The organism is Natronobacterium gregoryi SP2, from assembly GCF_000230715.2.
Taxonomy (GTDB): domain Archaea; phylum Halobacteriota; class Halobacteria; order Halobacteriales; family Natrialbaceae; genus Natronobacterium; species Natronobacterium gregoryi.
In genome coordinates, this window is the sequence record NC_019792.1 from 541,833 (window position 1) to 568,324 (window position 26,492).

The 26,492-nt window shown below is 63.7% G+C and carries 22 protein-coding genes and 1 pseudogene; 17 read left to right on the plus strand and 6 right to left on the minus strand.

Annotation, left to right across the window (positions count from 1 at the left end; translation table 11 throughout):
• The first annotated feature begins 60 nt into the window (after nt 1-60).
• The 3 genes and pseudogenes from NATGR_RS02605 (at nt 61) to NATGR_RS20590 (ending at nt 2,288) form a co-directional block, all read left to right on the plus strand.
• Nucleotides 61-891, plus strand: a complete 831-nt coding sequence (locus NATGR_RS02605) for an alpha/beta fold hydrolase (RefSeq protein ID WP_015233255.1) — start codon at nt 61-63, stop codon at nt 889-891.
• Nucleotides 892-1,028: 137 nt separating this feature from the next.
• The gene (locus NATGR_RS02610; protein ID WP_015233256.1) at nt 1,029-1,703 is read left to right on the plus strand and encodes a MaoC family dehydratase; all 675 of its coding nucleotides are present in this window, start codon (nt 1,029-1,031) and stop codon (nt 1,701-1,703) included.
• A 140-nt stretch (nt 1,704-1,843) separates the two neighbouring features.
• A pseudogene (locus tag NATGR_RS20590) lies at nt 1,844-2,288 on the plus strand (MBL fold metallo-hydrolase).
• Nucleotides 2,289-2,733: 445 nt separating this feature from the next.
• Here the strand turns inward: NATGR_RS20590 and NATGR_RS02625 are convergent.
• The 3 genes from NATGR_RS02625 to NATGR_RS02635 form a co-directional block, all read right to left on the minus strand.
• A complete protein-coding gene (locus NATGR_RS02625) occupies nt 2,734-4,086 on the minus strand; it encodes an FAD-dependent oxidoreductase (protein ID WP_005576257.1) in 1,353 nt (450 codons plus the stop codon).
• Between the two features lie 108 nt (nt 4,087-4,194).
• A complete protein-coding gene (locus NATGR_RS02630) occupies nt 4,195-4,770 on the minus strand; it encodes a DsrE/DsrF/DrsH-like family protein (protein ID WP_005576255.1) in 576 nt (191 codons plus the stop codon).
• Between the two features lies 1 nt (nt 4,771).
• A complete protein-coding gene (locus NATGR_RS02635; RefSeq protein ID WP_005576254.1) occupies nt 4,772-5,017 on the minus strand; it encodes a sulfurtransferase TusA family protein in 246 nt (81 codons plus the stop codon).
• A 253-nt stretch (nt 5,018-5,270) separates the two neighbouring features.
• Here NATGR_RS02635 and NATGR_RS02640 point away from each other — a divergent pair, with 253 nt between their 5' ends.
• The 9 genes from NATGR_RS02640 (at nt 5,271) to NATGR_RS02685 (ending at nt 14,008) form a co-directional block, all read left to right on the plus strand.
• Nucleotides 5,271-6,464 carry an MBL fold metallo-hydrolase gene (locus NATGR_RS02640; protein WP_005576252.1) on the plus strand — a complete coding sequence of 398 codons (1,194 nt, stop codon included), beginning with the start codon at nt 5,271-5,273 and terminating at the stop codon, nt 6,462-6,464.
• 17 nt (nt 6,465-6,481) lie between these two features.
• Nucleotides 6,482-7,039 (plus strand): YeeE/YedE family protein, encoded by a 558-nt coding sequence (locus tag NATGR_RS02645; RefSeq protein WP_005576251.1) that lies wholly within the window; start codon nt 6,482-6,484, stop codon nt 7,037-7,039.
• A 64-nt stretch (nt 7,040-7,103) separates the two neighbouring features.
• Nucleotides 7,104-7,565, plus strand: a complete 462-nt coding sequence (locus NATGR_RS02650) for a YeeE/YedE family protein (RefSeq protein ID WP_005576249.1) — start codon at nt 7,104-7,106, stop codon at nt 7,563-7,565.
• Nucleotides 7,566-7,760: 195 nt separating this feature from the next.
• On the plus strand, nt 7,761-8,423 hold the full coding sequence (locus NATGR_RS02655; RefSeq protein WP_005576247.1) for a helix-turn-helix domain-containing protein: 663 nt from the start codon (nt 7,761-7,763) through the stop codon (nt 8,421-8,423).
• Between the two features lie 512 nt (nt 8,424-8,935).
• A complete protein-coding gene (locus tag NATGR_RS02665; protein ID WP_005576243.1) occupies nt 8,936-11,236 on the plus strand; it encodes a molybdopterin-containing oxidoreductase family protein in 2,301 nt (766 codons plus the stop codon).
• Between the two features lie 2 nt (nt 11,237-11,238).
• Nucleotides 11,239-11,886, plus strand: a complete 648-nt coding sequence (locus NATGR_RS02670; protein WP_005576241.1) for a 4Fe-4S dicluster domain-containing protein — start codon at nt 11,239-11,241, stop codon at nt 11,884-11,886.
• Between the two features lie 6 nt (nt 11,887-11,892).
• Nucleotides 11,893-12,972, plus strand: a complete 1,080-nt coding sequence (locus tag NATGR_RS02675; RefSeq protein WP_005576239.1) for a hypothetical protein — start codon at nt 11,893-11,895, stop codon at nt 12,970-12,972.
• Nucleotides 12,969-13,631: a TorD/DmsD family molecular chaperone gene (locus NATGR_RS02680; RefSeq protein ID WP_005576237.1), complete on the plus strand. Its 663-nt coding sequence runs from the start codon at nt 12,969-12,971 to the stop codon at nt 13,629-13,631. Before NATGR_RS02675 ends, NATGR_RS02680 begins: the two co-directional genes overlap by 4 nt.
• Complete coding sequence (locus NATGR_RS02685) at nt 13,628-14,008, plus strand: helix-turn-helix domain-containing protein (RefSeq protein WP_005576233.1); 381 nt, start codon at nt 13,628-13,630, stop codon at nt 14,006-14,008. The genes NATGR_RS02680 and NATGR_RS02685 overlap by 4 nt, the downstream gene beginning before the upstream one ends.
• 205 nt (nt 14,009-14,213) lie before the next feature.
• Here NATGR_RS02685 and trxA read toward each other — a convergent pair whose 3' ends face one another.
• Nucleotides 14,214-14,651: a thioredoxin gene (gene trxA / locus NATGR_RS02690; RefSeq protein ID WP_005576230.1), complete on the minus strand. Its 438-nt coding sequence runs from the start codon at nt 14,649-14,651 to the stop codon at nt 14,214-14,216.
• A gap of 335 nt (nt 14,652-14,986) precedes the next feature.
• On the opposite strand from trxA, the gene NATGR_RS02695 reads away from it, so the two are divergent.
• Both NATGR_RS02695 and NATGR_RS02700 read left to right on the plus strand, forming a co-directional pair.
• A complete protein-coding gene (locus NATGR_RS02695; RefSeq protein ID WP_005576228.1) occupies nt 14,987-15,964 on the plus strand; it encodes an ABC transporter ATP-binding protein in 978 nt (325 codons plus the stop codon).
• Nucleotides 15,961-16,734: an ABC transporter permease gene (locus tag NATGR_RS02700; protein WP_005576226.1), complete on the plus strand. Its 774-nt coding sequence runs from the start codon at nt 15,961-15,963 to the stop codon at nt 16,732-16,734. The genes NATGR_RS02695 and NATGR_RS02700 overlap by 4 nt, the downstream gene beginning before the upstream one ends.
• 1 nt (nt 16,735) lies before the next feature.
• Here the strand turns inward: NATGR_RS02700 and NATGR_RS02705 are convergent, their stop codons facing one another.
• On the minus strand, nt 16,736-20,248 hold the full coding sequence (locus NATGR_RS02705) for a PAS domain S-box protein (RefSeq protein WP_005576223.1): 3,513 nt from the start codon (nt 20,246-20,248) through the stop codon (nt 16,736-16,738).
• A gap of 314 nt (nt 20,249-20,562) precedes the next feature.
• The gene (locus NATGR_RS02710; protein WP_005576222.1) at nt 20,563-21,594 is read right to left on the minus strand and encodes a Gfo/Idh/MocA family protein; all 1,032 of its coding nucleotides are present in this window, start codon (nt 21,592-21,594) and stop codon (nt 20,563-20,565) included.
• A 525-nt stretch (nt 21,595-22,119) separates the two neighbouring features.
• Between NATGR_RS02710 and NATGR_RS02715 the strand changes: the two genes are divergently transcribed.
• The 3 genes from NATGR_RS02715 (at nt 22,120) to rad50 (ending at nt 26,481) form a co-directional block, all read left to right on the plus strand.
• Nucleotides 22,120-22,398: a MarR family transcriptional regulator gene (locus tag NATGR_RS02715; protein ID WP_005576219.1), complete on the plus strand. Its 279-nt coding sequence runs from the start codon at nt 22,120-22,122 to the stop codon at nt 22,396-22,398.
• Between the two features lie 79 nt (nt 22,399-22,477).
• Nucleotides 22,478-23,803 carry a DNA double-strand break repair protein Mre11 gene (mre11, locus tag NATGR_RS02720; protein ID WP_005576216.1) on the plus strand — a complete coding sequence of 442 codons (1,326 nt, stop codon included), beginning with the start codon at nt 22,478-22,480 and terminating at the stop codon, nt 23,801-23,803.
• Nucleotides 23,800-26,481 (plus strand): DNA double-strand break repair ATPase Rad50, encoded by a 2,682-nt coding sequence (rad50, locus tag NATGR_RS02725; RefSeq protein ID WP_005576213.1) that lies wholly within the window; start codon nt 23,800-23,802, stop codon nt 26,479-26,481. The genes mre11 and rad50 overlap by 4 nt, the downstream gene beginning before the upstream one ends.
• The last annotated feature ends 11 nt before the right edge of the window (nt 26,482-26,492 follow it).

Sequence of the window (26,492 nt, forward strand, 5' to 3'; positions counted from 1 at the left end):
GTTTCCACGTTGCGACGGATACCCAGAGAGCTAAACGTCGCCGCCCCGCAGACGATGACGATGACGACCCTTCCACTCGAGGACGGTTCCCTCTGGTACGAGGTCCACGGTGACGGCGAGACCACACTGGTGTTCGTCCACGGCGGCTGGCTGAACGGCCGCACCTGGAAGCCACAGGTCGAGCACTTCGCCGACGACTACCGAGTCGTCACGCTCGACGTGCGTGGCCACGGGAACACCGGGTCGACCGACGCCGACGAGTATTCGATCGAACTGTTCGCAGACGACCTCGAGACGCTGCTTTCACATCTCGAGAACGACGAGAAACCGATTCTCTGTGGGCTCTCGCTCGGATCGATGATCCTCCAGGAGTACCTGTCTCGCCACCCCGACCGGGCGGCAGGTGTGATTCTCGGGGGCGCGGTGCGGTCGATGCCGCCAGTCGACGTCCCACGGGGACTCGAGCCGTTTTTCTCGCCGATGCCGGCGCTTTCGACGTCGCTGTCGATGACTGGCCCACAGTCGACTTTTCGATCGCTGCTGTACTCGATTCGGGCGACGACGGGCGAACAGTGGCTGTCGGTCGATCCGGACGTCCGGGCAGCGGCGATGGAGGCCGTCGGCGAAATCTCTCGCACGGAGTTTCGGAAGGTCTTCGAGGCGCTCTTTCGATACGATCCGCCGGAGCTAGCCGACGTTGGAACGCCGACGCTGGTCGTCCACGGCGACCAGGAAGCACCGCCGGTCAAACGACAGGGACAGGTGATCGCGTCGACGGTCGAGGACGGGCGACACCTCGTCCTGTCGGAGTCGGGTCATCTCGTCAATCAGGACCGGCCGCGAGCGTTCAACGACGTCAGCGCGAAGTTCGTGGGCAGTCTCGCGGTGTAGGGGCGTACGTTCGGGCGTTCCAGACAGTCACTCACGCCGTGACAACAATTTTTGGCGACAAAGTCAACTCTCCGGGGACACGATTGCGTTGCGTCACCGCGGCGTGGTACTAACTGTCCTTTCGGACTCGAGAACCTATGAGCAGTCACAGCCCGGATACGGGGTTCGACGCGGCGAGCGTCGCGCCGATGAGCGAGCGGTGGTCCAGCATCTCGAAACACGTTCTGAACAGCTACGTCGAGGCGAACAACGCGCTCCTCGCGACGATGGGAGTGTCACCATCGACCTCGACCGGGTCGGAACCGGAGCGGAAAGCCGAGACTGCGTCGGAACCTCCGGTGACCGAACTCTCCTTTGGCGACGAGACGTGGCTGATGGAACGATCGACCGACGAGGACGACGATCTCGGCGTCGGAGACTACGTCCGCTTTACCAAACCGATCGCGGACGCCGACGTTTCCGCGTTCGCGACCGCTTCGGGCGATACGAACCGACTCCACCTTGAGGAGGCATTCGCGGACGGGACGCAGTTCGACGGCCGCATCGCACACGGAACGCTCGTCGCTGGGACGATCAGCGCTGCACTGGCTCGTTTCCCCGGCGTGACGGTCTACCTCTCCCAGGACCTCGAGTTTCTCGCACCCGTCGAGATCGGCGACACTGTGACCGCAGAGTGTGAGATCCTCGAGACGCTGGGCGACGACCGATACCGCCTTCGGACGCAGGTGTCGGCTGCACCAGCCGACGGCGAGGGCCAAACGGTGATCGACGGCGAAGCCGTCGTCGCGATCACGCCGGCACCGGACGGGTAGCGACGAGCGCGGAGACACCCGACTCGCATCGGCCGGGCGACCCTGCAGGACCACGATGACGACCCGGGACTGCGAGTCGGACGCAACGGTCGGTCTGGAGACTGCTGGCGATGCAGCTTTGAGGGACGTCCGTCGACGACTTGCTCACGTTCGAGCGACTGGGTCACGCGGGCGTTCGTATCGAAACCGACGGCAGAACGGTCGTCTACGTCGCTCCCTGGGGCGACGTGCTCGAGGGCGCGCTGGGGGACGGCGACGCCGTGTTCGTCACTCGTGACGACTTCGATCACTACGATGTCAGCGCGATCGAGGCCGTCTCCGCGAACGGCGCAACGGTCGCCGTCTACGAGGCAGTCAACACGACGACCCTCGAACGAGAAGTCGTCGACCAGCCCTCCGACGATGAGACGACGGCCGAGGGCCACGATGGATCGACACGAGGCCGCCGACTTCACGCACAGCGTCGATCCAGAGCTGGGACTGTCGGTCCACTCCGACACGTTCGATCCCATCGCAATCGATGCCGGCGCGTTCGTGGAGAGACTCGAGAACGAAGGGATACACGTCGAACTGTTCTGGGAGTGAGCACATCGATCCATTGGCGCATCCGTCTGGCGCGTGATCGGGCCGGCGGGGTCTAGCGGTCGGTTGGCGACTCGAGGGCGGGGCCTAGCGGACGGTCGTGGTCAGCAGTCGTCCTCGTCGTCTTCTTCGACCGAGGCGATCGCGTCTGCGACCTCCGAATCGGTCGCTTCGGACGGCTGCTCGTCGGTTGGAGTCTCGTCGCTCATCGGGGCGTTACTACATGGCGTCGACGATTCAATGTTGGCGTCGGTTTCGATCGCTGCAACTCGCGGCCGCGGTCGCTCGTCCGGGTTGCTGTCCGCCATTTCTGGTGTGGCCGCGCCCGAAGCGGTTGTACCGGAGTATCGGTACAGCATTCCGTCTCATACGGATTACTGTACCGATTTACCGGCGCAACCGCCGCCCGGGTCGCGGTTGTGCCGGAAATGACTTACAGTGAACCGTCTCAGTCGTCCGCGAGTTTCCCGTTGAGGACCTTCGCTGCGGTAAGAATCGGGTCCCAGACTGGACTAAACGGCGGTGCGTACGCCAGATCGAGATTCTGGAGTTCCGGAACGGTTAGTTCGGCGTGGAGTGCGGTCGCCACCGTATCGATTCGCTTGGTCCCTTCCTCACCGACGAGGCTGGCACCGAGGACGCGTTCGCTCTCGCGGTCGGCGACCAGCGTCACCGCGAGGTCGGTCGCTCCGGGATAGTAGTGGGGGCGCGTGGGTGCTTCGATGGTTACCGAGAGAGGAGCGAAGCCGGCCTCTCGTGCACGCTCCGAGTCGACGAGACCGGTTCGGGCCGCACCCAGGTCGAACGCCTTGACGATCGCCGTTCCCGCCGTCCCGCCGGTCGGCGTCGGGTCGCCCGCGACAGTCGTCCCGATTGCCCGTCCTGCACGGTTCGCGGTCAGCGCGAGCGGGACGTGATCGGGGTCGCCGGTGACGACGTTCGTCGCTTCGGCGCAGTCGCCCGCCGCGAACACGTTCTCGGCGTTCGTCCGCCCGTACTCGTCGGTCGCGATAGCGCCCGTCGGTCCGAGTTCGATCCCGGCCGCCTCGGCCAGTTCGACGCTCGGTGCGACGCCGACGCCGACGACGACGAGTTCCGCCGGAGACGAGCCGTCTTCGAGGTCGACGCGTTCGACCCGATCGTCGCCCGAAAAGCCCTGGACTGCGGTCTCGAGGTGGAGGTCGACGCCTTGGTCGCGGAGGTGGTCCTCGACGGTCCGGGCCGTCTCCTCCCCGAACGGTTGGAGCGTCCGGGGGAGCATCTCGAAGATCGAAACGTCGACGCCACGTTCGACGAGCGCCTCGGCCATCTCGATGCCGACGTAGCCCCCGCCGACGATCGCGGCAGTCTCGGGGTCGCGTTCGGTGACGTAGCTTTCGATCGCGTCGGCCTCGTCCATGCTCCGGAGCGTGAACACGCCCTCGAGGTCGACGCCGTCGAACGGCGGTTCGATCGCGCGTGCACCGGTTCCGATCAGCAGTGTTCCGTACGGCTGTTCGAATCGGTCGCCGTCGGCGTCGACAGTGACGGTCTTCGCCTCCCGGTCGATTGCCACGACCTCGTGACCCGTCCGGAGGTCGACGTCGCGTTGCTCGCGGAACTCCTCGGGCGTCACCGCCACGAGGTCTTCGAGTTCCTCGACGGTCCCTTTCACGTGATACGGCATCCCACAGGCCGCATACGAGACCCACTCGCCTCTCTCGAAGACGATCACCTCGAGATCGGGGTCTTCGCGTTTCGCCTTGCTTGCGGCGCTCATTCCGGCTGCGTCGCCACCGACGATGACGAAGGGGTCGTCCATACGGGACGTACGGCGGCCACCGAGTAAAGTATTTCGCAATATACACAATTCCATCTGGCTGCCGATTCGACCGGAGCGAGTGCGACCCAGGACACAGTTCGGTCGCGACTAGACCAGTAGCTGGACGTCCGATTCGGCCATGTGTTGGAGTGCGGTCGCCGCGCCGACGCCGGTAACGACGCCGTCGTAGAAGTCGTCCTCGTCGTAGTCCATCAGGTCGATCGTCATCTGACAGGCCTGGAGTTCGACGCCCTGGTCGACCGAAAGGTCGATCAACTCCTCGATGGTGGCCGTATCGTTGTCGTCGATCTTCTTCTCCATCAGCTTCGTCGCCATTGCGTCCATTCCGGGCAGTGCCGCGAGCGCGTTCGGCATCGGCATGTTCGGGTTACCGACGGCGCTCAGTTTGAGGCTCTTGGAGTTTTCCTCGTGGAGGATGTCCAGCCCCCAGAACGTATGGAAGACGACGACATCCCAGTCGAAAGCAGCGGCCGTACTCGCGAGAATCAAGGGTGGATACGCCATATCCAGGGTCCCCTTGGTAGCGATGATCGTCATCTTCTTGCCGCCGTCGTCGTCTGTCTCAGCGACCGACTCCTCGAGTTCGTCGACTCGATCGCGAAGTTCCTGTAGCTCCGCGGCGTCGAACTCGTCGGTCGATGACGTTTGCGTGTCCGTGCTCATGTTACGCTGTTTTTTCGACGTAGTGCGTGTAGACGTCGTCCCCCTCGACTTGCTCGAGAAGTTCGACTCCGTTCGTCCCTGTTGCCCAGCCCTGGATGTCGCTCATGCTACCCGAGTCGGTCGCGACGACCTCTAGCACGTCGCCTGTCTCGAGGTCGTCGATCGCTTGCTTGGTTTTGACGACGGGCATCGGGCAGGACTGTCCTTTTACGTCGAGCGTCTCCGTGGTGTCGTATTCCGAACTCATAGGTTATCTGTGTGCTCTATATTGGAGCTATCACACAATATTGACTACATCTATAAAAACGTGTCGGTTATTGTCCCCATACTGAAAAACCGTTATCCGAAGGGAATCGTCGCTCGTGTCTTAGCAGGGTTAAAAAGTGTTACGCGTGTATCTGTACCGAACCAGGTTGCAGGACCAGATATAATATTGTGCTTTTTAGGGAATACTATGCAAACTCTTAAGTGTGGTCGACCGGTACACGAAACTGTACAACATGGACGATATGGACTTTCCAACACCGGACGTCGACGTCGAATCGGTGACGCCGGACGAACTGAAATCCCAGATCGATTCCGGTGACGAAGTCACGATCCTCGACACTCGTATGGAATCCGACTACGACGAGTGGCGGATCGACGGAGCAAACGTCGAGTCGATCAACGTTCCCTACTTCGAGTTCCTCGAGGACGAGATCGACGACGATGTCCTCGAGCGCGTTCCGAACGACCGCGACATAACGGCCCTCTGTGCGAAGGGTGGTGCAAGCGAGTACGTCGCGGGTGCGCTGAAAGAGCGTGACTACGACGTCGATCACCTCGAGGACGGGATGAACGGGTGGGCACGCATTTACGAGGCCGTCGAAGTCGAGCGCTACGACGGCCCCGGCACGCTCTTGCAGTACCAGCGTCCCTCCTCGGGCTGTCTCGGCTACTTCGTCTACGACGACGGCGACGCAGCCGTGATCGATCCGCTCCGTGCGTTCACGGACCACTACCTCGAGGACGCCGAGAAACTCGGCGTCGACCTGCAGTACGCGATCGACACGCACGTCCACGCGGATCACATCTCGGGGGTTCGTACACTCGCCGCGGCGGGCGTCGAGGGCGTCATCCCCGAGGCGTCGGTTGATCGCGGCGTCACCTACGCCGACGAGACGACGTTGGTCGAGGACGGCGACGAGTTCCAGGTTGGCGACGCCACCATCGAGACGATCGCCACGCCCGGCCACACCTCCGGGATGACGTCGTACCTGATCGGCGACTCGCTGCTCGCCTCCGGCGACGGCTTGTTCGTCGAGAGCGTCGCCCGACCCGACTTAGAGGAAGGCGACGACGGCGCGCCCGAGGCCGCCACACAGCTCTACGAGTCGCTCCAGGAGCGCGTGCTCACTCTGCCCGACGACACGCTGATCGGCGGCGCTCACTACAGCGACGCAGCCGAACCCGCTGCGGACGGCACCTACACGGCACCGATCGGCCAGCTCGAGGCGGAGATGGACGCCCTGACGATGGACGAAGGCGAGTTCGCCGAACTGATCCTCTCGGACATGCCGCCCCGACCGGCAAACTACGAGGAGATCATCCCGACGAATCTCGGCCAGCAAGAGGCGACCGACGACGAGGCGTTCGAACTCGAACTCGGTCCGAACAACTGCGCCGCCAGCCAGGAGTCGCTGGCGGGTGACTGACACGACTCACCAGCCGAATGGTAACTGAACTCTTCGCACCCGCGCTGTACGAGGCCCTGTTCCCCGCCGGCATCAGCCGGTACGCCGTCGGTGGACTGCTCGTCGGTCTCGGTGCCGTCGTCATCTACCTCGGCACCGGCATTCCCGCAGGGGCGAGTACGTTCCTCGAGTCGACGCTGTCGTACGTCTCCGACCAGTCGCGGTTCCAGCGGTACGTCAGTTCGCGGGACTGGCGGGTCGTCTTCACGCTCGGCATCGTCGCCGGCGCGTTCGGCTACGCGCTGACCTTCCAGTCCGGCCTGGTCTCGAGCGGCCTCTACGAGTCGGGAACGACCGGGCAACTGTACGATGTCGCCGGGTTCTCGTTCTGGTCGACCGACGTCCAGCCCTGGCGGCTGTTCATCGGCGGTGTGCTCGTCGGGATCGGCACCCGAATCGGCAAGGGCTGTACCTCGGGCCACGGCGTCTGTGGCGTCGGCTCGGGCTCGAAGACGTCGATCGTCGGCGTGATTACCTTCTTGATCGTGGCGATCGGAACGGCCCAGGTCGTCATGGCACTGGGGGTGAGTCCGTGAGCGAGAGCCGATCGGGGGAAGGGTCTCAAAAATGCGAACGAGGAGGTGACGACCCGTGAGCAGCATGAGCCAGCAACGTCATCCCCTGTTCGTGCCGCTGATCTTCGTCGGCGGTCTGATCTTCGGCTTCGGCCTCGGGTTCAGCCACATGGCCCGACCCGAAGTCGTTCTGAACTTCCTGCAGTTCGAGGATTTCGGACTGCTGTTCGTCATGGGTGGAGCCGCGGTCGTCACCGGTATCGCGTTTGCGCTGGTTCCGCGGCTGTTCGACCGTGCACCGCTGACTGGCGACACCTACGGCCGACGACTGAAGTCGTTCGACCGTAACGTCCTGATCGGCGGTGCGATCTTCGGCGTCGGCTGGGGGTTGTCGGGGATCTGTCCCGGTGCAGCCTACGCCAGCCTCGGCGTCGGCAACGTCACGATCCTGTGGGCACTGGCCGGGATGTTCGTCGGCGCGTACCTCCAGGGCTACTGGCGTAGTCAACGTGCCACCTCGAGGACGACGCCCACGGGTGCCGACTGATGCGGATTGCTGTACTGATGTACCGGTGGAACCGCTTCGGGTCGCGGTTGCACCGGAACTGACGTACAGTAAACCGTCTGATATGAGGGGGGTAGTAACCGACTGCAACCCGACGGACTCGAACGTATTCGGCCGTGTTTCTATCCGGTGGGAAGAAGCAACAAGTGATTACCTCCGGGGCCATTAGCATCACTCATGAGCCCACGGGCTTTCGCCGAGGGGACGGAGACCGAGAGCCATGGAGCAATCGATCGGTTGGAGGAACAGTCGCTCCGGGTCGTCCTCAAAATCATCCGTGGCGGGTCGTGTTTTATAGACGGACTCGAGGGTGACGTCGTCGACGTAGACGTCCGACTCGAGGACGGGCACTGTCATTGTGACGTCTCGGTTCGAACGGACGACGACGGCGTCGAACGGATCGAAACGAGGTACGCCTCGAGCGAAATTTGTGCGCACTGTCCGGGGGCCGTCTTCTCCGATCACGGTTGTATCCCGCGGTATCTCGGCGTCGGCGACGGCTGGTTCGTCGTCGAGACGTACGCAGCCGACACCGACACTGTCTCCTCGCTGGTCGAGGACGTTCGAGCGGTCTGTGATCGGGTCATCGTCAAGAGTCTCGTCTCGACCGAGCGTGGCGAACACGACGACGTCTGTACGATCGACGTCTCGCCACTGACGCCGAAACAACGCGAGGCCGTCCACCACGCCGTCGAGGCTGGCTACTACGATCCCGCTACACAGGTCCCACTCGAAGACGTCGCTGCGAAACTCGAGATCTCCCCGTCGGCACTCTCTCAGCGTCTTCGCCGCGCCGAAAGTAACATTATGCGACAGGTTTCGGAGGACGGCGACGACTGAGACGGATTACTGTACCGATTTACCGGCGCAACCGCCGTCCGGCGATCGTGCTGATAACGCACTCCCATCATCCGTACGACTCGTTCGACCCAGTCGAATCTCCGAAGTCGACTCGCTCGAGGAAAGCACGGTGACGTTCGTGGTGGTGACGAGTCGCTCGCGCTGGCGACGAACCGGACGACGGCAACGGCTCGACCCGATTTCTCTCGTCTCCGTCAGCCGACGGTGACGGCCACTCGAGTCCGAATTTCCGGCCGTTCGTCGGTAGAATCGATCGCGACGACGACTGGTGTCTGCCCAATTCGACCGGATCGCTTATAAAACCCAATTTGGTTCAGAGTCGGTCCTACTGCGCTGTCGCCACTCGACCTAGACGGAGGAAACAGTATGCGACGGCACTCACAGGACCGGCACGAACTGTCGGACAGGACGGTACGATCGCCCTGTCACGAACCGGAATCGGCCGGAACTGACGCCCCCAGTTTCGAGCAGCGAGTGGAGGTGACCGACTCGTGAGCGAACGCGAGCGTTCCGGTGGGTTCGACCTCACCCGCCGGAGTGTGCTACAGACGGCGGGAGCTGCCGCCGTCGCGACGAGCCTCGGCGGTTGTCTCTCCGGCGGCGACGACCCGGCAGCCGAGTCGGACATCGCAGAAGAGACCGCCTACGGCAACTGCTGGATGTGCCATCACGCCTGTGGCCAGCAGTTGACCGTTCGCGACGGGACGGCAGTCGACATCACCGGCGTCGACGAGCACCCACGTGGTAGTGCTGGCCCCGGAACGGACGGAACGCTCTGTCCCAAAGGACAGAGCGAACTCGAGAAGCTGTACGACCCAGATCGGATCACGCAGCCGTACATCCGCGAGGACGGCGACCTTCGGGAAGCCGACTGGGACGAGGCCTTCGAATACGCGGCCCGACGGCTCGAGGAGTTCGACGAGGAACACGGCGCTGAGACGTTCCTCGACGCGACGAGTTGGTCGACGACGAATGTCCACAGTTACTTCTGGGGAAACCTCTATGGCACGCCGGAGCGCATCGGTCGTGGCCGACACGTCTGCTTCGGCGGCCCACACCTGAGCGGGAACCTGATGGGACTGGGGACGAATATGCGGTTCGTCGACTACCAGCACTCCGACTATATCATCGCGTGGGGTCGGAACGTCTTCGAGTCGTTCGCCGGTCAGTGGGAACCAAAGGGAGTCCTCGAGGCGCTCGACGATGGGGCGACGCTGGTCGTAGTCGATCCCCAGCACACGCCGACGGCCCAGAAAGCCGATCACTGGCTCCCGATCGAGCCGCGAACTGACGGCGCTCTCGCGCTCGCGATGGGGCACGTAATCGTCGAAGAAGAACTGTACGACGAGGCGTTCGTCGAGGAACAGACCCACGGCTTCGACGCCTATCGAGAAGCCGTCGACGACAAGACGCCAGAGTGGGCCGAAGACGTGACCGGGATCGACGCGGGCCTCATCCGCGAGATCGCGATTGGATTCGCAGAGGCGGCACCGGCAGCGGGGATCGCGGCCTGGACTGGCGTCGGCCAGTACGCCGAATCCCAGAAGGCCTCTCAGAACATCTTTGCGCTACACGGACTCGTCGGCAACATCGATCGTCCCGGCGGATTCCGGATGTGGCAAGGACCGCCGCTGCAGCCGAATCCGTTCGAGGAGCGTGGTATCGACCTGCCGACCAACGCGGCCGAGGAGACGCCGGCACTTCGCAAATACGACGAATACGACGAGTACCCGTTCCGGCACACGACCGGAATCGGCCACACCGTGGTCCCAGAGATGGTCGACAACGGCCACATCATGGGGATGGTCAACCACTACGACAACCCGCTCACCGACGGCTCGACGCAGGCGTGGCTCGAGGCCATCGAACAGATGGACCTCGTGATCACGATCGACGCCTACTGGAACGAACTCACCAGAAACGCCGACATCGTCTTCCCGGAGGCGATTCAGCTCGAGAAGGATACGCTGATCGACTACGCGCCAAGCTGGAGTGCGTACGAGGATCGAACGTGGCTGACCGCTTCGCGTGCGGTTCACGAGCCGATGGGTGAGTGCAAGTCGGGCTACGAGATCTACAGGGGGCTGGCCGAAGAGTTGGGCTGGGGCGAGTACTTCCCCTGGGAGGACGAGGCCGAGTACAGCGACGACCTGCTGGCGAACGTCGACTACACGTTCGACGAAATTGCCGACCAGAACTTCGTCCTGCTAGACGAGTTCGAGTACGAGCAGTGGGAAGACGGCGGTTTCCCCACGGCGACCGGGAAGTTCCAGTTCGACCTGGACGAGGAAGGCGGCTACGCCCAATCCGCCGAGGAGCTCGGAATCGATACTGCCCCCGAGTGGATTCCGCCGGGGACCTGGGGCGAAGAACCCGACGACGAGTACCCGCTGCACTTCTACGACACCCGCAGCGTGTTCTTCTCGTTCGGGGCCGACCAGCCACTCGAGCACCTTCAGGAACAGTACGCTCGAAAACACGACCTCGAGAACACCGAGTACCGGGGGAATTACCTCGTTATCAACCCACGTGACGCCGAAGAACGCGGCATCGAGACCGGCGACATGGTCACCGTCGAAGCGCGTGCGGGCGAGGCTGACGACGAGGCGATGGCGTACGTCAGCGAACGAACGCGTCCCGGCTTCGTCACCGCGGAGTTCGGCTTCGGGACCGGAAACAGTCACGAAGAGGGGATGAACACCATGACAGTTCACGACATGCAACACGATCCAGTTTCGTCCCAGGTTGACAGGCACTTGGCCGCCGAGGTACGGAAGAACGGAGGTGACTGAGCATGGGCGAACAGTGGCTGTTCTACTTCGATCCGAACCGATGTATCGGCTGTCACGCCTGTTCGGTCGCCTGCAAGCAACGACACGACCTGGAGGCCGACGCCGACGACTGGCGGACGGTTACCCACGTCTCGAAGGGGGAGTATCCCGACTTCGAGCAGGTGCCGGTGTCGATGTCGTGTATGCACTGTCACGACTCTCCTTGCGAGTCGGTTTGTCCAGCGAACGCGATCGAGAAACGAGAGGAGGACGGCATCGTGACGGTCAACCGCGATCGGTGTATCGGCTGTCACTACTGTGCGTGGGCCTGTCCTTACGGCGCGCCGACGTACGACGACACGGGGCTGATGTCGAAGTGTAACCTCTGTCTCGGCGAGGGCCCGGGCGGCGGCCACGGTCAACCCGAACGCAAGACGCCCGAAGAAGGTGGCTCGGAACCAGCCTGTGTCGCCGACTGCGTCGGTGACGCGATCAAGGCCGGGCCCAAGAGCGAAGTCATGGCCGAAGCGTCGGACCGCGCGGCCGAGCGCTTCGAGGCAGGAGCCTACGAGGGTCGAGTCATCGTCGAACCGATGGAAGAAGACGCCGACATCGCGGAGTCGATCCGTGAGGGTGAGACAGCTAGTGGGACCGTCACGTACGAAGGGTGATTCCCGATGTTCCCTGACACTACGATAGCGGTCGTCCTCGCCCAGGGGTTCGCCGAACCCTACTGGCTTCCGTCTGACTACTGGAGCGAGCTCTCGCTGCCAGTCTACCTGTTCCTGGCAGTCGTCGCCGGAGGCGGGTTCCTCACTGGCGTGACTGCCTCGCTGCTCGACTCGCGGACCGACGCGGGCGGCCTCGAGGGAGAACTCTCGAGGTGGGGATTCTGGGTTGCGGTCGCCGGCGGTGCGGGGTCCGGGCTGGCGGTGCTCTCACACCAGGCGATACTCCTCCGCGGACTGCTGTTCCCAATCTACATGCAGAACTTCGAGTCGTGGATGACCATCGGGACGTGGATTCTCGTTTCGCTGGTCGTCGTGTCCGTGGTCGCGCTAGTGTTTGCACTGTTCGGCGACGAGGCGTCTGCTCTCGAGGGAGCGAGTCTGTTCCCGCGTGCGATCGTCGCCAAACTGGGGCTGCTCGAGACCGTCGACCGACTCGTCGATCGCGTGCGGCCGCCGAAGAACGGCCTCGTCGCGTTGTACGCCGTCGGAAGCGTGCTCGCACTGGCGACGGTGTACACCGGGTTCGAACTCGCGGTCGTCGAGACGGTGCCGCTGTGGAACATGCCCGTCGTGGTACCGGCGGCGTTCCTGCTGACTGGGCTCGCGTCGGGCGTGGGACTCGCAGTCGCGGTGACGGCGCTGTTCGCACGCGACGTCGACACCGTCATCGGGGGGTACGCCGTCGCGACCGGCCTGCTCTCCGCGTTGGGGCTTGCGTTCGTCTGGTACGGCTGGACCGAGATTGCGACCAGCGACGCACCAGCCGCGGCCGTAACCTACGTTGCACTCTCCGAGGGGAGTCTCGCCATCGGTTCCTGGCTCGTCGTCCTCGGGCTCGCAGTCGGCCTGCTTGCGGGACTTGGCGTCGGCGGCGCGACACTGGTCGACCGACGGTTGCCGCTTCTCGAGCGTGCTGCCGTGCCGGCGCTGGTCGGCTCTTTCGGGTTACTCGTGATCGGCAGCCTGGCGTTCCGGATCGTGATGCTGTACGGGGCACAGGAACATCCGGTGGTGGTCGTGGGATGACGTCCGCGACGACGCCCCCGTCCGCTGCGGATAGAAACGGCGAGATCGACGACCGGCGGACGCTCTCGGAACTGTACGCGCTGCTTGCGAAGTGCTTCGTCCACCCCGACGAACCGTTCCACCGCGCCGTGAGAAGCGGCGAGTTCGAGACGGCGGTTCGTGACCGCCTCGAGCGACTCGACTCGGACTCGACCCCGTCGCCGGCACCGTCGGCCGAGGAGAGCCACGCCGACCTCCGGAGAGCGTACTTGCAGACGTTCGAGGGGTTCGACGGGCCGTCGGCTCCGCCAGTCGAGTCGGTGTACGAGCCATGGTGGGACGGCAGGGAGCGCGAACTACTGTCCGGGCCGGCAGAAGCCGACGCCAAACGGCGGTTCGAAGCGATCGACGCCGACCGGCCCGACGCCTATCCGGCCGACCACCTCGCAGTGTTGCTCGAGTACGCGTCGCTCGCCCTCGAGGCCGAACGCGACGACGAGTACGCCGACTTCCACGCCCGTCACTTCGACTGGCTGTCTGCGTTTGCCGACCGCGTCACAGAGACCGCCGACGCTCCGTTCTACGAGTGGGCGGTCGAGGTTCTCGAGGTGGCAGTACTGACTGCCAAACGGCGGTATCTCGACGGCGGGACGGCGTTCGACCGAGGTGAGCCGGGATGAGCGCGACCGGTGTCGACCGGCAGTTCAAACTGACGCTGTCGTGGACGGAGCCGGGCGTCGGACACGATATCCTCGAGTGTCTGGCGACGGCGATCGGCGAGGACGCCGTGTCGATCGACGCAGCGGTCGGAGCCGGCGAAGTCGGGACGGCTCCTCGACAGTTGTCGATCGACGTCGGACCGGTGACGCGAAAGCAACTCGAGGCGGCCAGGGTGGCTGTCGAAGCTGGGTACTACGATACGCCACGCCAGGCTCGGCTTGCCGACCTCGGGACGGAACTCGACATCTCCGAGTCGGCAGTCTCACAGCGCCTGGCGAACGTCGAACGCGCGTTGATGGTGGCGCTTGCCGAGGCCGACGACGGCGAGAGACGGTGACAACCAGCCACGTTTCCGCTCTTCTCGTCGCTCTGTCTTCGTTACAGCCGATCTGGTGGCCGTCGGCGTCGATGCGACCGAAGACAGTCGCAGTCGCCCCGAGACGATCGGACGAGACCGTCTCAGACAGGTTGCTGTCAGTCAGTTCCGGCGCGACCGCAGGAGGACTCGCGGTCGCGCCGGTAGATCGGGACAGCAGTCCGTCTCAGGTGTATTGCTCGAGCAACTGCTCGAGTTGCCCCTTCGTCTGTGCGCCGACCATCCGCTCGACCGGTTCACCGTCTGCGTAGAGAACCAGCGTCGGCACGCCCTGTGCCCCGAGTTGCTGGGCCAGTCGCTGATGGGCGTCGACGTCGACTTTTGCGACTGCAGCGTCCGTTTCGGCGGCCAGCGCCTCGATCGTTGGCTCGAGCATCTGGCAGGGCCCACACCAGTCGGCGTAACAGTCGACGAGGACGACATCGTGATCGTCGACGACGTTCTCTAAGTGACCCTGACCCGTGATACCGATCGGCTCGGCGGGAGTATCGGACGCGTCGGCGACCTCGGACGTGGCGAGTTCGCCGCCGTTCTCGAGTCGGTCTTGGAGCTCCTGTTTCTTCCGTTCGCGAATGCGGTGTCGTTCTTCGTCGAGATCAGTCATACAAATCCGTACACGCTCGAGTGACAAAATAGTTGTGTGGTACAGGTTCAATACTGTCTGCAGGTCTAGGCAGATTAGAAGCGAGAAAGCGATCTCGAGACGAAAAGCGAGCGCAGAATAGACTCTTTCTTGCAATTCAGGGGCCAACGGTCGGTACGGGATGTCACACCGACGCGATCGAACGGGTAGACGCCCTCGAAGCCCCGTCGCGATATCGTTTCTGTTCTCGTGAGAACCTACTCGAGCTTGTATCACGGTCGAACCTGCGAGGGCAGGAGCCGGTACGAACGTTCCAAACCGAACCGCTTACCCACCGGCGGCCGATACCGGCCCGTATGGAAGCCGTTGTCGAGGCGATAGACCTCGAGCGGAGGTACGGGGAGACCGTCGCATTGGCGGGGGCATCAATGACCGTCGAACGAGGGGAAGTGTTCGGACTGATCGGTCCGAACGGGGCAGGAAAGACGACGCTCGTCCGTGCGTTGACGGGGACGACCGAGCCCGATGCGGGATCGGCACGCGTCCTTGGTACGAAGCCGAACGCAGTCGACCGTGATCGGCTGGGCGTGCTCCCACAGGACTTCTCGCCTCCGGACAGGCTCACCGCCCGCGAACTGATCGATTACTACGCCGGCCTGTACGACGACGCCCGCGATCCGGACGACGTCCTCGCCGCCGTCGGACTCGCCGACGCTGACGACACGTGGTACGAGAACCTCTCGGGCGGACAACAGCGTCGTGCCTGTGTCGGCTCGATCCTCGTCAACGACCCCGACGTACTCTTTCTCGACGAACCGACGACCGGCATCGACCCCGCCGGTCGACGAACCATCTGGACTCTCGTCGAAGAGCTCGCTGCCGGAGGGACGACCGTCGTCCTCACCACCCACGACATGGCCGAAGCCGAACACCTCGCCGACCGCGTCGGCCTGCTCGCAGAGGGCCAGATCGTCGCCCACGGGTCGCCCGACGAACTCGTCGCCGAACACGGCGGCTCGAGTCGACTCACGGTCGAAACGACAGCCGGGGCCGACGCCTTCGGCGACCTCGAGTATCCAGTCGAGCAGGCAGCGCCCAGTCATCGATCGACACGGATGGACACAGTCGTCGTCCGTGGCGTCATGCCCGCGGAGATCTCCACCGTCGTCGACTATCTCGAGGCCCGCGACCTCGAGTACACGGGACTGACCTGGGCCGAGCCCGACCTCGAGGACGTCTACCTCGAGCTTGCAGACGACGCGGAACGAGATCGGACGGCAAACACCGAGGATCGAACGGCGACCACGACCCTGAACGTGGGTGAGACGGCGTGAGCAGGATTGGACGCATTCGTGCAGAGGCCGATACTGGCTGGCGATCGTTCGCCCGTCGGCGAACGGCGGTCTTTTTCACGTTCTTTTTCCCCGTCATCCTGATCGTTATCTTCGGTGCACTGGTTCGCACCGATCCGGCAGGCGACGGGCTGTTCGCCGAACCTGCTGGATACTACGTCCCCGGCTATCTGGCCGTCGTCGTCCTCTTTACGCCCCTGTCTCGGATGGGAAGCGAGGTCGCACGCCATCGTGAAGGCAACCGATTCGAAAAACTCGCGACGACGCCGCTGTCGAGGTGCGAGTGGCTGCTCGCTCAGACGATCGTCAACGCCGTTATCATCGGTCTCGCGGGACTGTTGATTCTCGTCCTCGTGCTCGCACTGACCGGAGCCGAGCTCGTCTTCTCCACCCTGCTCGTAGCATACGTCCTCGTTGGCGTGATCTGTTTCTGTGGCATCGGCGCGATGCTCGGCAGCTACACCGACTCGCGGGACGGTGCCGTCGCAGCCAGCAACGCGATCGCACTCCCGCTTTTGTTCCTCTCCGAGACGTTCGTCACGCTCGAACAACTGCCCGGCTGGTTCGAACCGCTCGTCAATCTCTCGCCGCTTACCTACTTCGCTCGCGGCGTCCGAGCAGCGACGTACCCCGACGCGACGACACCCGCCGTCGCGGGAGTCGATCCGACGATTGCCAACCTGGGAATCCTGGTCGCACTGGCAGTCGTCGCGTTCGCACTCGGCGCGCGATCGATCCCCCGAACCGACTGACCTACTCGGTCGCTGCCGGCAAGGTAACGAAAAACGTCGACCCCCCACCCGGTTCTGACTCGAGCCAGATCTCGCCGCCGTGCCGCTCGACGATCCGCTCACAGAGCGCAAGGCCGATACCACTGCCGGACTGTCCGACCGCGTGGAGTCGTTCGAACAGCTCGAAGATCCGATCGGCGTCGTCGGGCTCGATGCCGATCCCGTCGTCTTCGACCGAGATCACCCACTCGCCGTCGTCCCGAACGGCTGAGATTTCGACCCGCGGCGGCTCGTCGCCGCTGTATTCGATCGCGTTCGACAGCAGGTTCTGGAAGAGTTGCCGGAGCTGGTTACCGTCGCCCTCGACGCGCGGCAGTGACTCCGCGAGGATCTCGGCGTCGTGCTCTTCGATGGGAACCTCGAGGTCCCTGCGGACATCTGCGAGTACGTCGTCCAGCCCGACCGGTTCGAGCGGTTCGCCAGCGGTGTCGACCCGCGAGTACGCAAGCAGACCGTCGATCATCTCCCGCATCCGGTCGGCACCGTCGACAGCGTACTCGATGAACTCCATCGCGTCGTCGTCTAACTGGTCAGCGTACCTGGTCTCGAGCAACTGGAGGTAACTCGAGACCATCCGAAGGGGCTCTTGCAGGTCGTGTGACGCAGCATAGGCGAACTGCTCGAGGCGTTCGTTGGACTCCTCGAGTCTGCGCTGGTATTCTCTGCGTTCGGTGATGTCGGTCAGGACGACGACGGCACGGGTTACGTTCCCGCACTCGTCTCTGATCGGCGTCCCGTGTTCCGTGATGATCCGCTGACTGCCGTCGGCCGTCTCGATCTCGTAGACGTTGGGATCGACGACGGCCTCTCCCTCGAGAACCTGCACCATCGTCCACGCTTCGGGCTCGACGGGCGCACCCGAGTCAGCCCAGACTGCGTCGGCATTCTCGTACTCCACAACGGTTTCGGCATCGAAGACGTCTCTCCCCCAGATCTCTCTGGCCGTGTCGTTTGCCCGCAGCAGGGAGCCGTCGCCGTCCGCGACGACGACGCCGACCGGCAACACGTCGAACAGCGTCTCGAGTTGCGTTCGCTGTTGCTCGGCCTCGAGTTCGGCCTGCTTACGCTCGGTGATGTCGGTCAACGCGCCGGAGAACGTCTGTGGGTTCCCCCCTTCGTCGCACTCGACGTGACCGCGGGCGATCACCCACCTGATTTCGTCGTCGTCCCGAATGCGGTACTCGGCCTCGTACTCGCTACAACAGTCGAGAGCGTCTTCGATCTCGGCTCTTACGCGCTCGCGATCGGCTTCGTGGACTGACGCGAGCAACCGCTCGATCGAGACGCCGTCCCGTGCTGCTGCCGGATCGACCCCGAACGCCTTCGCAAACGCGGAACCGGTGACGAACTCGTCGGCAGGCACGTCCCACTCCCAGGTGCCGACCGCTCCAGCCTCGGTTGCCGCCTCGAGTCGTGTTTTGGTCTCTCGCAGCAGTTGCTCACGTTCCCTGCGCTCGGTAACGTCACGGAAGTACACCGATAGGCCGGTCTCGGACGGGTAGGCGTTGACCTCGAGCCAGGCGTCTGCGACCTCCGAGTACGCCACGAATCGAACCGTCTCCTGGGACTCCATCGCCTCCCGGTACTCGCGTTCGAACCGGGAGCCGACGGCGGTCGGAAACACCTCCCAGACGTTCTTCCCGACCAGTTCCCGATCCACAGCACCGAGTAGTTCCTTCGCACGCTCGTTTACGTACGTGTAGCGCCAGTCCGTATCGATCGCGTGGAACGCGTCGCTGACGCGCTCGAGTGTCCGCTCGAGTTCGCTCTCGAGGCGCTTGCGTTCGGTGACGTCCCGCAGCGCGTACACTGCGCCGTCGAACTCGCCGTCGACGTCGAAAAGCGGCGCACAGTGGGCGGAGAGCCACACTCGAGTCCCGTCGGGCTGGTCGATCCCGAGTACCTCGTCGTAAACCGGAGCGCCGGTCCCCCTAACGGTACTGAACGGTAGCTCGTCACCCGACAACGGATCGCCGTCCTCGTCGACGAGATTCCAGCGCTCGTCGTCGTGGACGTAGCTTCGTAGTTCCTCGAGCGGGCGGTCGAACAGCTCTTCGGCACGGTCGTTGGCGAACACGTTCCGTCCATCGGCGTCGAGCAGCGTGATGCCGACAGGGCTCGTCTGGAGAATTTCGTCTTTCAGGTCGCGTTCGGCACGCAGTTGTTCCTCGAGTCGGTTGCGCTCGGTGACGTCGCGGACGACCCCGACACGTTTCTCGCTGCCGTCTTCGCCAACTAGAAGGGTAAACCGGTTCTCGACAGTGCAGGTCTTGCTTGCACCGACAGTGATCGTCTCTTCGAACGTCGGACTCCTGCTGTCGTCGACAGCCGTCCGCCACTCGGCGTCGATCGTGTCGACAGCGTCTACGTTCTCCCCGAACACGCTGGTCGCGTCTCTCCCCCGAAGCTCCTCGCGGGAGAACGCCGTCAACGCGGCAAACGAGTCGTTGACCAGCTCGAATCGGCGATCCTCGTCGAGCACGTACATTCCGTCGTGGGCCGTCTCAACCGCCGTCTCGTATCGCTCGAGTTTGCGCTCCCGGCGGAACCGGTCGGTGACGTTCTCGATCGCGAAGACGACACCGTCTAACTCGTCGTTGGCGTCGTAGACCGGCGCACCGTTGACCGAGACCCAGACCCGCTCCCCGCTCGGTCGCAACACGCCACTGACCTGGCCATACAGTGGCTCCTCGGCGTCGACGATCCGCGGGAACGGGAGTTCCTCGCGCTCGAGTGGCTCGCCGTCGACGCCAATTTCGTCCCACTCCGGGTCGTCGAACCTGAGTTCGTCGACCCGCTCTTTGCTCCGGCCAAATATTTCCTCGGCGCGTTCGTTCGCGAACCGCATCTCGCCGTCGACCCCGACGATCGTGATTCCGATCGGGCTCGCTTCGACGATTCCCTCCTTGAGCGTCTGTTCGACGTCCCGCCGTCGCTCCGCTCGATCGCGCTCGATCGCCGACGCGAGGACGACTGCCACGTTCCTGAGAAAGGCCAGGTCTGCCTCCGTGAACGCACCGACGACCGTCGCGCTGGCGCTCAGAACCCCCCAGGGCTCTGACGGTGGCCCGATCGGGACGCTGATCCCACTTTCAGGAGCGTGTTCGTAACCTACTCCCTGCCTCTCGAACCGATCTTCCGCCTGGAAATCGTCGACGAGCACCGGCTCGTTTTCCGCTACCGTGTATCCGGCCTGCGAATCCCGACCAGCTGAAACCGTTGCCGCTTCCACCTCGTCTGTCTCTCGGCCGATTCCCGCTCGAAGGTGGAGTCGGCTTCCGTCAGACGAACGTTCGAGGACGGTACACGAACACGATTCCACGCCCAGCGTCTCTGCGACTGTCCGCGTCGCGTCGCGACAGACATCGTCGAAACCCCGATCCTCGAGTGCGCGATCTCCGAAATCGGCGACTGCGCGTTGCCGGTAAACGCGGTCGTCCGGCGCTGACTCGGTACCGGATGGAGACGGGTCCATTTCGATACCGATAGGCCCTGGGCGACTGTAAAGGCTCTCGTCGTCTCACCCACGAACGCCGGCGAAGTCGCCCCCAACAGTTCGTCCCGTCCGGCGCGATCTCACCGAGCAGCAACCCCGACCCGACGCGGACGCGCCGAGATATCGGTACAGCAGTCCGTATGAGTCGAGTCGTCGACGCCGTCTGGCAGGCGAGCCTGATCGAAATCTCTTGGCGCTCAAAGACTGTGGCGACTGCTTCTCGAACGGGAACCGTGAACGGCATTCAGATCCAACGGTGGCGAGTGCCACAACGCCAGGGTCACTGCCAACGCTCACTCGAGTGCGTCGTCGATAAGCGACTGTACGTCGACCTCCCGTCCCTCTTCGTCCGCCAGGTAGGTGGCCTCGGTCAACGCCGTCACCTGAAGTCCCACGTCACCGGGAACTGCCGGCTCGGCCTCTCCAGTGATCGACTCGAGGAAGTTCGTCAACTTCGCCGTCGTCAGCGTCGAGAAATCCGTCGGCGCGTCGATCTGGCTCTCGTAGACCATCCCGTTGCGTTCCTCGAGTCGAATCACCTCGCCGTCGAACGCGATCCGTCCGTCGCTGCCCCAGATCGCGTACCCCTCCGACGGTGAGCGGTTGACGCCGTCGCCACTGACCGTGACGCTCGCCAAGACGGATCGGTCGTCGGCGTCGCGCTCGAGACGCAAGGAGAGTGCGCTGTTGACGTCGACTTTCGGGGACGCGTAGCTCACGTGGGCCGAGACACTGATCGGCTTCGCACCGGTGAGCCACAGCACGGCATCGAGCAGGTGCGAACCGGTATCGTACAGTTGCCCGCCACCGGAAAGCGACGGTTCGACGCGCCAGGAACCCTCGTGGAGGTCGATCCAGTTCTGCCCGAGGTAGGCGTCCGCCGTGTGGAGGTCACCGATTCGGCCGGTTTCGACCAGCCGCTTGATCTCGAGAAACCCCGGATGGAAGTGTCGCTGATAGCCGACCTGGAGTTCGCAGTCGTTTCGGTCGGCTACCTCGAGCAACTCGACTGCGTCGTCGACGTCGGTCACCATCGGCTTCTCGAGGTAGACGTGGACGCCCGACTCGAGACACGCCAGTGCCTGCTCGTGGTGGAGGGTGTGTGGCGTCACGATCAACGCGAGGTCGATCTCCCCACTGTGGTCCGCGAGCAACGTCTCGTACTCCGCGTACGCGGGCGCATCGAACGTCCGCTCGAAGACTGCTCGTGCCTCGGCGGAGACGTCGGCTCCTGCAATCATCTCGACGTCTTCGAGAGTTGCGAGCACCTCGAGCGACAGTTGTCCGAGGCCACCGAGCCCGATCGCGGCTGCGCCGAACTGCATACGCTAGTCGCCATGCCGGGACCGAAAAGCGCTTTCCCGACGTTCGGGCGCGGTGACGGTCACTACGGTACGACGGTCTTTCTTTCCGGACGACGATCGGTGGCCGCCACCGGAAGTTACTCTCCCCTGGCTAGCGTCCGTCCGTTCATGCCAACCTGTCCCGGCTGCAGACAGCAGCTATCCCACGAGAACTGCCTCGAGCACTTACGCTACTGCAAGTGGGTCTGGAGCGATCGGCCAGAACGAGAGTCACGCTGGAGCGAACAACTCATCGATCAGATGCGTGGCCGAGGCCGTTGACCGGATCGGGTGATCGGGGTGGAAAATGTGTTACGCCGCCACTGCCCACGAGGACGACCCTCACGGGCACGACGATTACGGCTTCTCTCCAGGAAAACAGCTCTGGAGGAGGCAGCCGCGTCGACAAAACAGTTGGCCCGGCGATCACTCGCTGCCCGGAGGATAACTAGCAAGAATAAGAAAGAAGAGTAAATATTATTACTCTGTATTCGATACAGTGACGTGATGAGTGCATCAGAGCCTGTCCGCCACGGAACCGACGACGCGGACGACCGCGGTACGTGGGAGGACGTCCGTGATCTCCCGCCGAGCGCCAAACTGGTCGCGAAAGTCCTCGAGTACAACGAGACGATGACCCAGCAACAGATCGCCGAAGAGACACTGTTGCCCTCGCGTACCGTCCGGTACGCACTGAACCGACTCGACGAGGAGAACGTCGTCGACTCCCGATTCTCCTTTTCGGACGCCCGCAAACGCCTCTACACGCTCGATATCGACTGCTGATTCTCTCGAGCGTTCGGTTGGCTGTACTTTCACTCCGGTCGCGGAACTCCTTTAGGGACTGCCGCCGAACGACCGATAGATGACGCGGGTGATACACACGGGCGACACCCACATCGGGTACCAGCAGTACAACGCGCCCGAGCGACGGCGGGACTTCCTCGCGGCGTTTCGCGACGTGATCGAGGACGCGATAGAAGACGACGTCGACGCCGTGGTCCACGCCGGCGACCTCTTTCACGATCGCCGGCCGACGCTGGTCGACCTGCAGGGAACGATCGACGTCCTTCGGGACCTTCGAGAGGCCGACGTTCCGTTCCTCGCGGTCGTCGGCAACCACGAGGGGAAACGCGACGCCCAGTGGCTCGACCTCTTTGCCGACCTGGGACTCGCGACCCGACTGGGGGCCGACCCCGAGATCGTCGACGGCGTCGCCTTCTACGGCCTGGATTTCGTCCCTCGATCGCGACGCGACGCCCTCGAGTACGACTTTCCCTCCCCGCCTGAGGAGGCAAATCACGCCGCGATCGTGAGCCACGGGCTGTTCGACCCATTCTCCCACGCCGACTGGGATACCGAACGACTCCTCGACGAGGCGACCGTCGAGTTCGACGCCGTCCTGCTCGGTGACAACCACGAGCCAGGCACGGCCGAAATGAACGACACCTGGATCACCTACTGTGGCTCGACCGAGCGGGCAAGCGCGAGCGAACGCGAGGATCGGGGCTACAACCTCGTCGAGTTCGACGAAGAGGTGACGATCAGCCGCCGTGGTCTGACCGACACCCGCGAGTTCGTCTTCGTCGACGTCTCCCTCGAGGACGACGAGGGGATCGACCACGTTCAGGAACGTGTTCGACAACACGACGTAGAAGATGCCGTCGTCATCGTCACGATCGAGGGCGAGGGGAAACCGATCACGCCCGCCGCGATCGAAGAACTCGCGCTCGATCGCGGTGCGCTGATCGCCCGGGTCAACGACCGGCGCGAACTGCCCGACGAGGACGAGGGCGTCTCGGTCAGTTTCGCCGACCCGGACGAAGCCGTCCGCGAACGGGTCCGCGACCTCGGACTCAGCGACGCCGCCCTCGAAATCGACGACACCGTCCGCGACGGGAAACTCGCCGACGCCAACGTTCGCGAGTCAGTCGAACGACGCGTCCGCGAGTTGCTCGAGGACGACGAAGCGGCGTTCGAGCCCGCGCCCGAGCAGGAACCGGACGGCGAGGACGTGACGACCCTCGCGGACCAGCTGCCGGATTCGGACTCGAACCCGGATTCGGACTCGAACCCGGACTCGGACTCGGACCCAGCGAACGAAGAGAACGACAGTGCAGAGAGCAAAGCAGCAAGCGAGAAGCCGGCGGACGAACCCGCAGAACCAGCTTCGCTGGGTGATTTCGAATGAGAGTCGACCGCGTTCGTCTGCTGAACTTCAAGTGCTACGGCGACGCCGATCTTACCCTCGAACGCGGCGTCACCGTCGTTCACGGCGTCAACGGCAGCGGGAAGTCGACGCTGCTCGAGGCCGTCTTCTTCGCCCTCTACGGTTCGAAGGCGCTGGACAGCCGCACCCTCGACGACGTGATCACTACCGGAGAGAAAGAGGCCGAAGTCGAACTGTGGTTCACCCACGACGACCGCAAGTACCACGTCGAACGCCAACTCAAGCTCCGGGGCGACCGTGCGACCACGACGAAGTGCGTCCTCGAGACGCCGACCGAGTCGATAGAGGGCGCACGCGATGTCCGCCGGGAGGTGACGGAACTGCTGCGGATGGACGCCGAGGCGTTCGTCAACTGTGCGTACGTCCGACAGGGCGAGGTCAACAAACTCATTCACGCCTCACCGAGCGACCGACAGGACATGATCGACGACCTCCTCCAGTTGGGTGCACTCGAGGAGTACCGCGAACGGGCAAGCGATGCACGACTCGGGGTCAAGTCCGTGCTCGACGGCCAGCGGGAAGTCCTCGAGGACGTCCGCAAGCAGGTCGAAAAGAAAGAGGAGGCGAATCTTCACGAACGGCTCAACGACCTCGAGTCCAGACGGGCCGAGATCACCGAGAACATCGACCACTTCGAGTCCCAACGCGAGGAGGCACAGGAGACGCTGGAAACCGCCGAAGACGTCCTCGAACGCCACGCGGAGACCCGCGAGGAGATCGACGACCTCGAAGCGGAGGTCGAAGCGATTCGCTCGAAAGTCGAGGAGACCGAGCGCAAACGCGAGGACGCGAAAGAGCGGATTCGCGAACTCGAGGCCGAACGCGAGGAACTCGCCGAGGAACGCGCGGAACTGCTCGAGGAGGCCGCCGTCGACGTCGAAGACGACCGGCCCGAGACGGTCGAGAGCGCGATAGAGGGCCTCGAGAGCCGGGACGAACAACTCCGGGACGACCTCGAGGAGGTCAAGATCGCAATCCAGACGAAAACCGACGAGCGCGAACGACTCCAGAAAGCAGCCGACGACCTCGAGAAACAGGCCGAGGCGGCCCGCGAGCGGGCCGACGAACTGACCGAGAGACTCGAGGAAGACGAGGAAGCGATCGAGGACCGCGAGGCGAAACTCGAGGAACTCGAAGACGACATCGAGTCCGCCCGCGCGCAGTTCGAAGACGCCTCGGTCGGGTTCGGCGAAGCCGTCTCGTATCTCGAGGAACTCGAGGCCGAACGCGACGAGCTAACCGACGAAATCGGCGACCTCACTGCCGACCGCAAAGCTCTCGAGAACGCCATCGAGGAGGGAAAACGGTTGCTCGAGGAGGGAAAGTGCCCCGAGTGTGGCCAGTCCGTCGAGGACTCGCCCCACGTCGAACTCGAGGGCGAACGCGAGGAACTCGACGAAATCGAGTCGAAACTCGAGGAACTCGAGGCCGAACGCGACGACCTCGATGAACGGATCGAACGCGCGGAGACCCTCCGCGAGGCCGAACGCCGCGCCGATCGACTCGAGGACAACCGCGACAACGTCGAACAGTTGCTCGCGGAGAAACGCGAGACGATCGTCGACCGTCGCGACCAGCGCGACGAGTTGCGAGCGGACGCCGAGGAGTACGAGAACGAGGCCGCCGAGAAACGCGAGGACGCCGACGCGCTCGAGAACGAGATCGACGAGAAGCGAGCCGAACTCGGGGATATCAACTCCGAGCGGACCGAGATCACGGAGACTCTCGAGACGCTCCGGCGTGTCCTCGAGATCACGGACGAACGCGAGGAACTTGCCGGCGAAATCGAGAATCGCCATGAACGCCGCACAGACTGGCAGGAGATCAACGACGAACGTCGCGACCGGCTCTCGGACAAACGAGAGCGCAAGCGCGACCTCGAGGAGGAGTTCGACGAGGACCGCATCGAGACGGCCCGAGAAGACAGGAAAAACGCCGAACAGTACATCGAGAAAGTCGACGCGCGACTCGAGGAACTCGAGGGTAACCGCGACGAGATCCAGGGGACGATCGGCGGCGTCGAGGAGAGACTCGAGGAACTAGAGCGACTCCGTGATCGACTCGAGGAACTCGAGGAGCGGTGTGAGAGACTCGAGTCGTTGTACGACGAGGCCGAGACGCTCCAGACGACCTACGGCGAGTTGCGTTCGGAACTGCGACAGCGTAACGTCGAGACCTTAGAACGACTGCTCAACGAGACGTTCGACCTGGTCTACCAGAACGATTCCTATGCCGCGATCGAACTCGACGGCGACTATCGGCTGACGGTTTACCAGAAGGACGGCGAAAGCTTAGAGCCCGAACAGCTCTCCGGCGGCGAGCGGGCGCTTTTCAACCTTAGCCTGCGGTGTGCGATCTACCGCCTGCTCGCGGAAGGCGTCGAGGGGACGGCACCGATGCCGCCCCTCATTCTGGACGAACCGACCGTCTTCCTCGATTCGGGCCACGTCACGCAACTCGTCTCTCTCGTCGAGTCGATGCGGGAACTCGGCGTCGAACAGATCGTCGTCGTCAGCCACGACGAGGAACTCGTCGGTGCGGCCGACTCGCTCGTGCGGGTCGAGAAAGACGCGACATCGAACCGGTCGCGCCTCGAACGGGGCGAACCACCCGAGATGGAGTTGCTTGCGTCGGACTGACGTCGACGTCG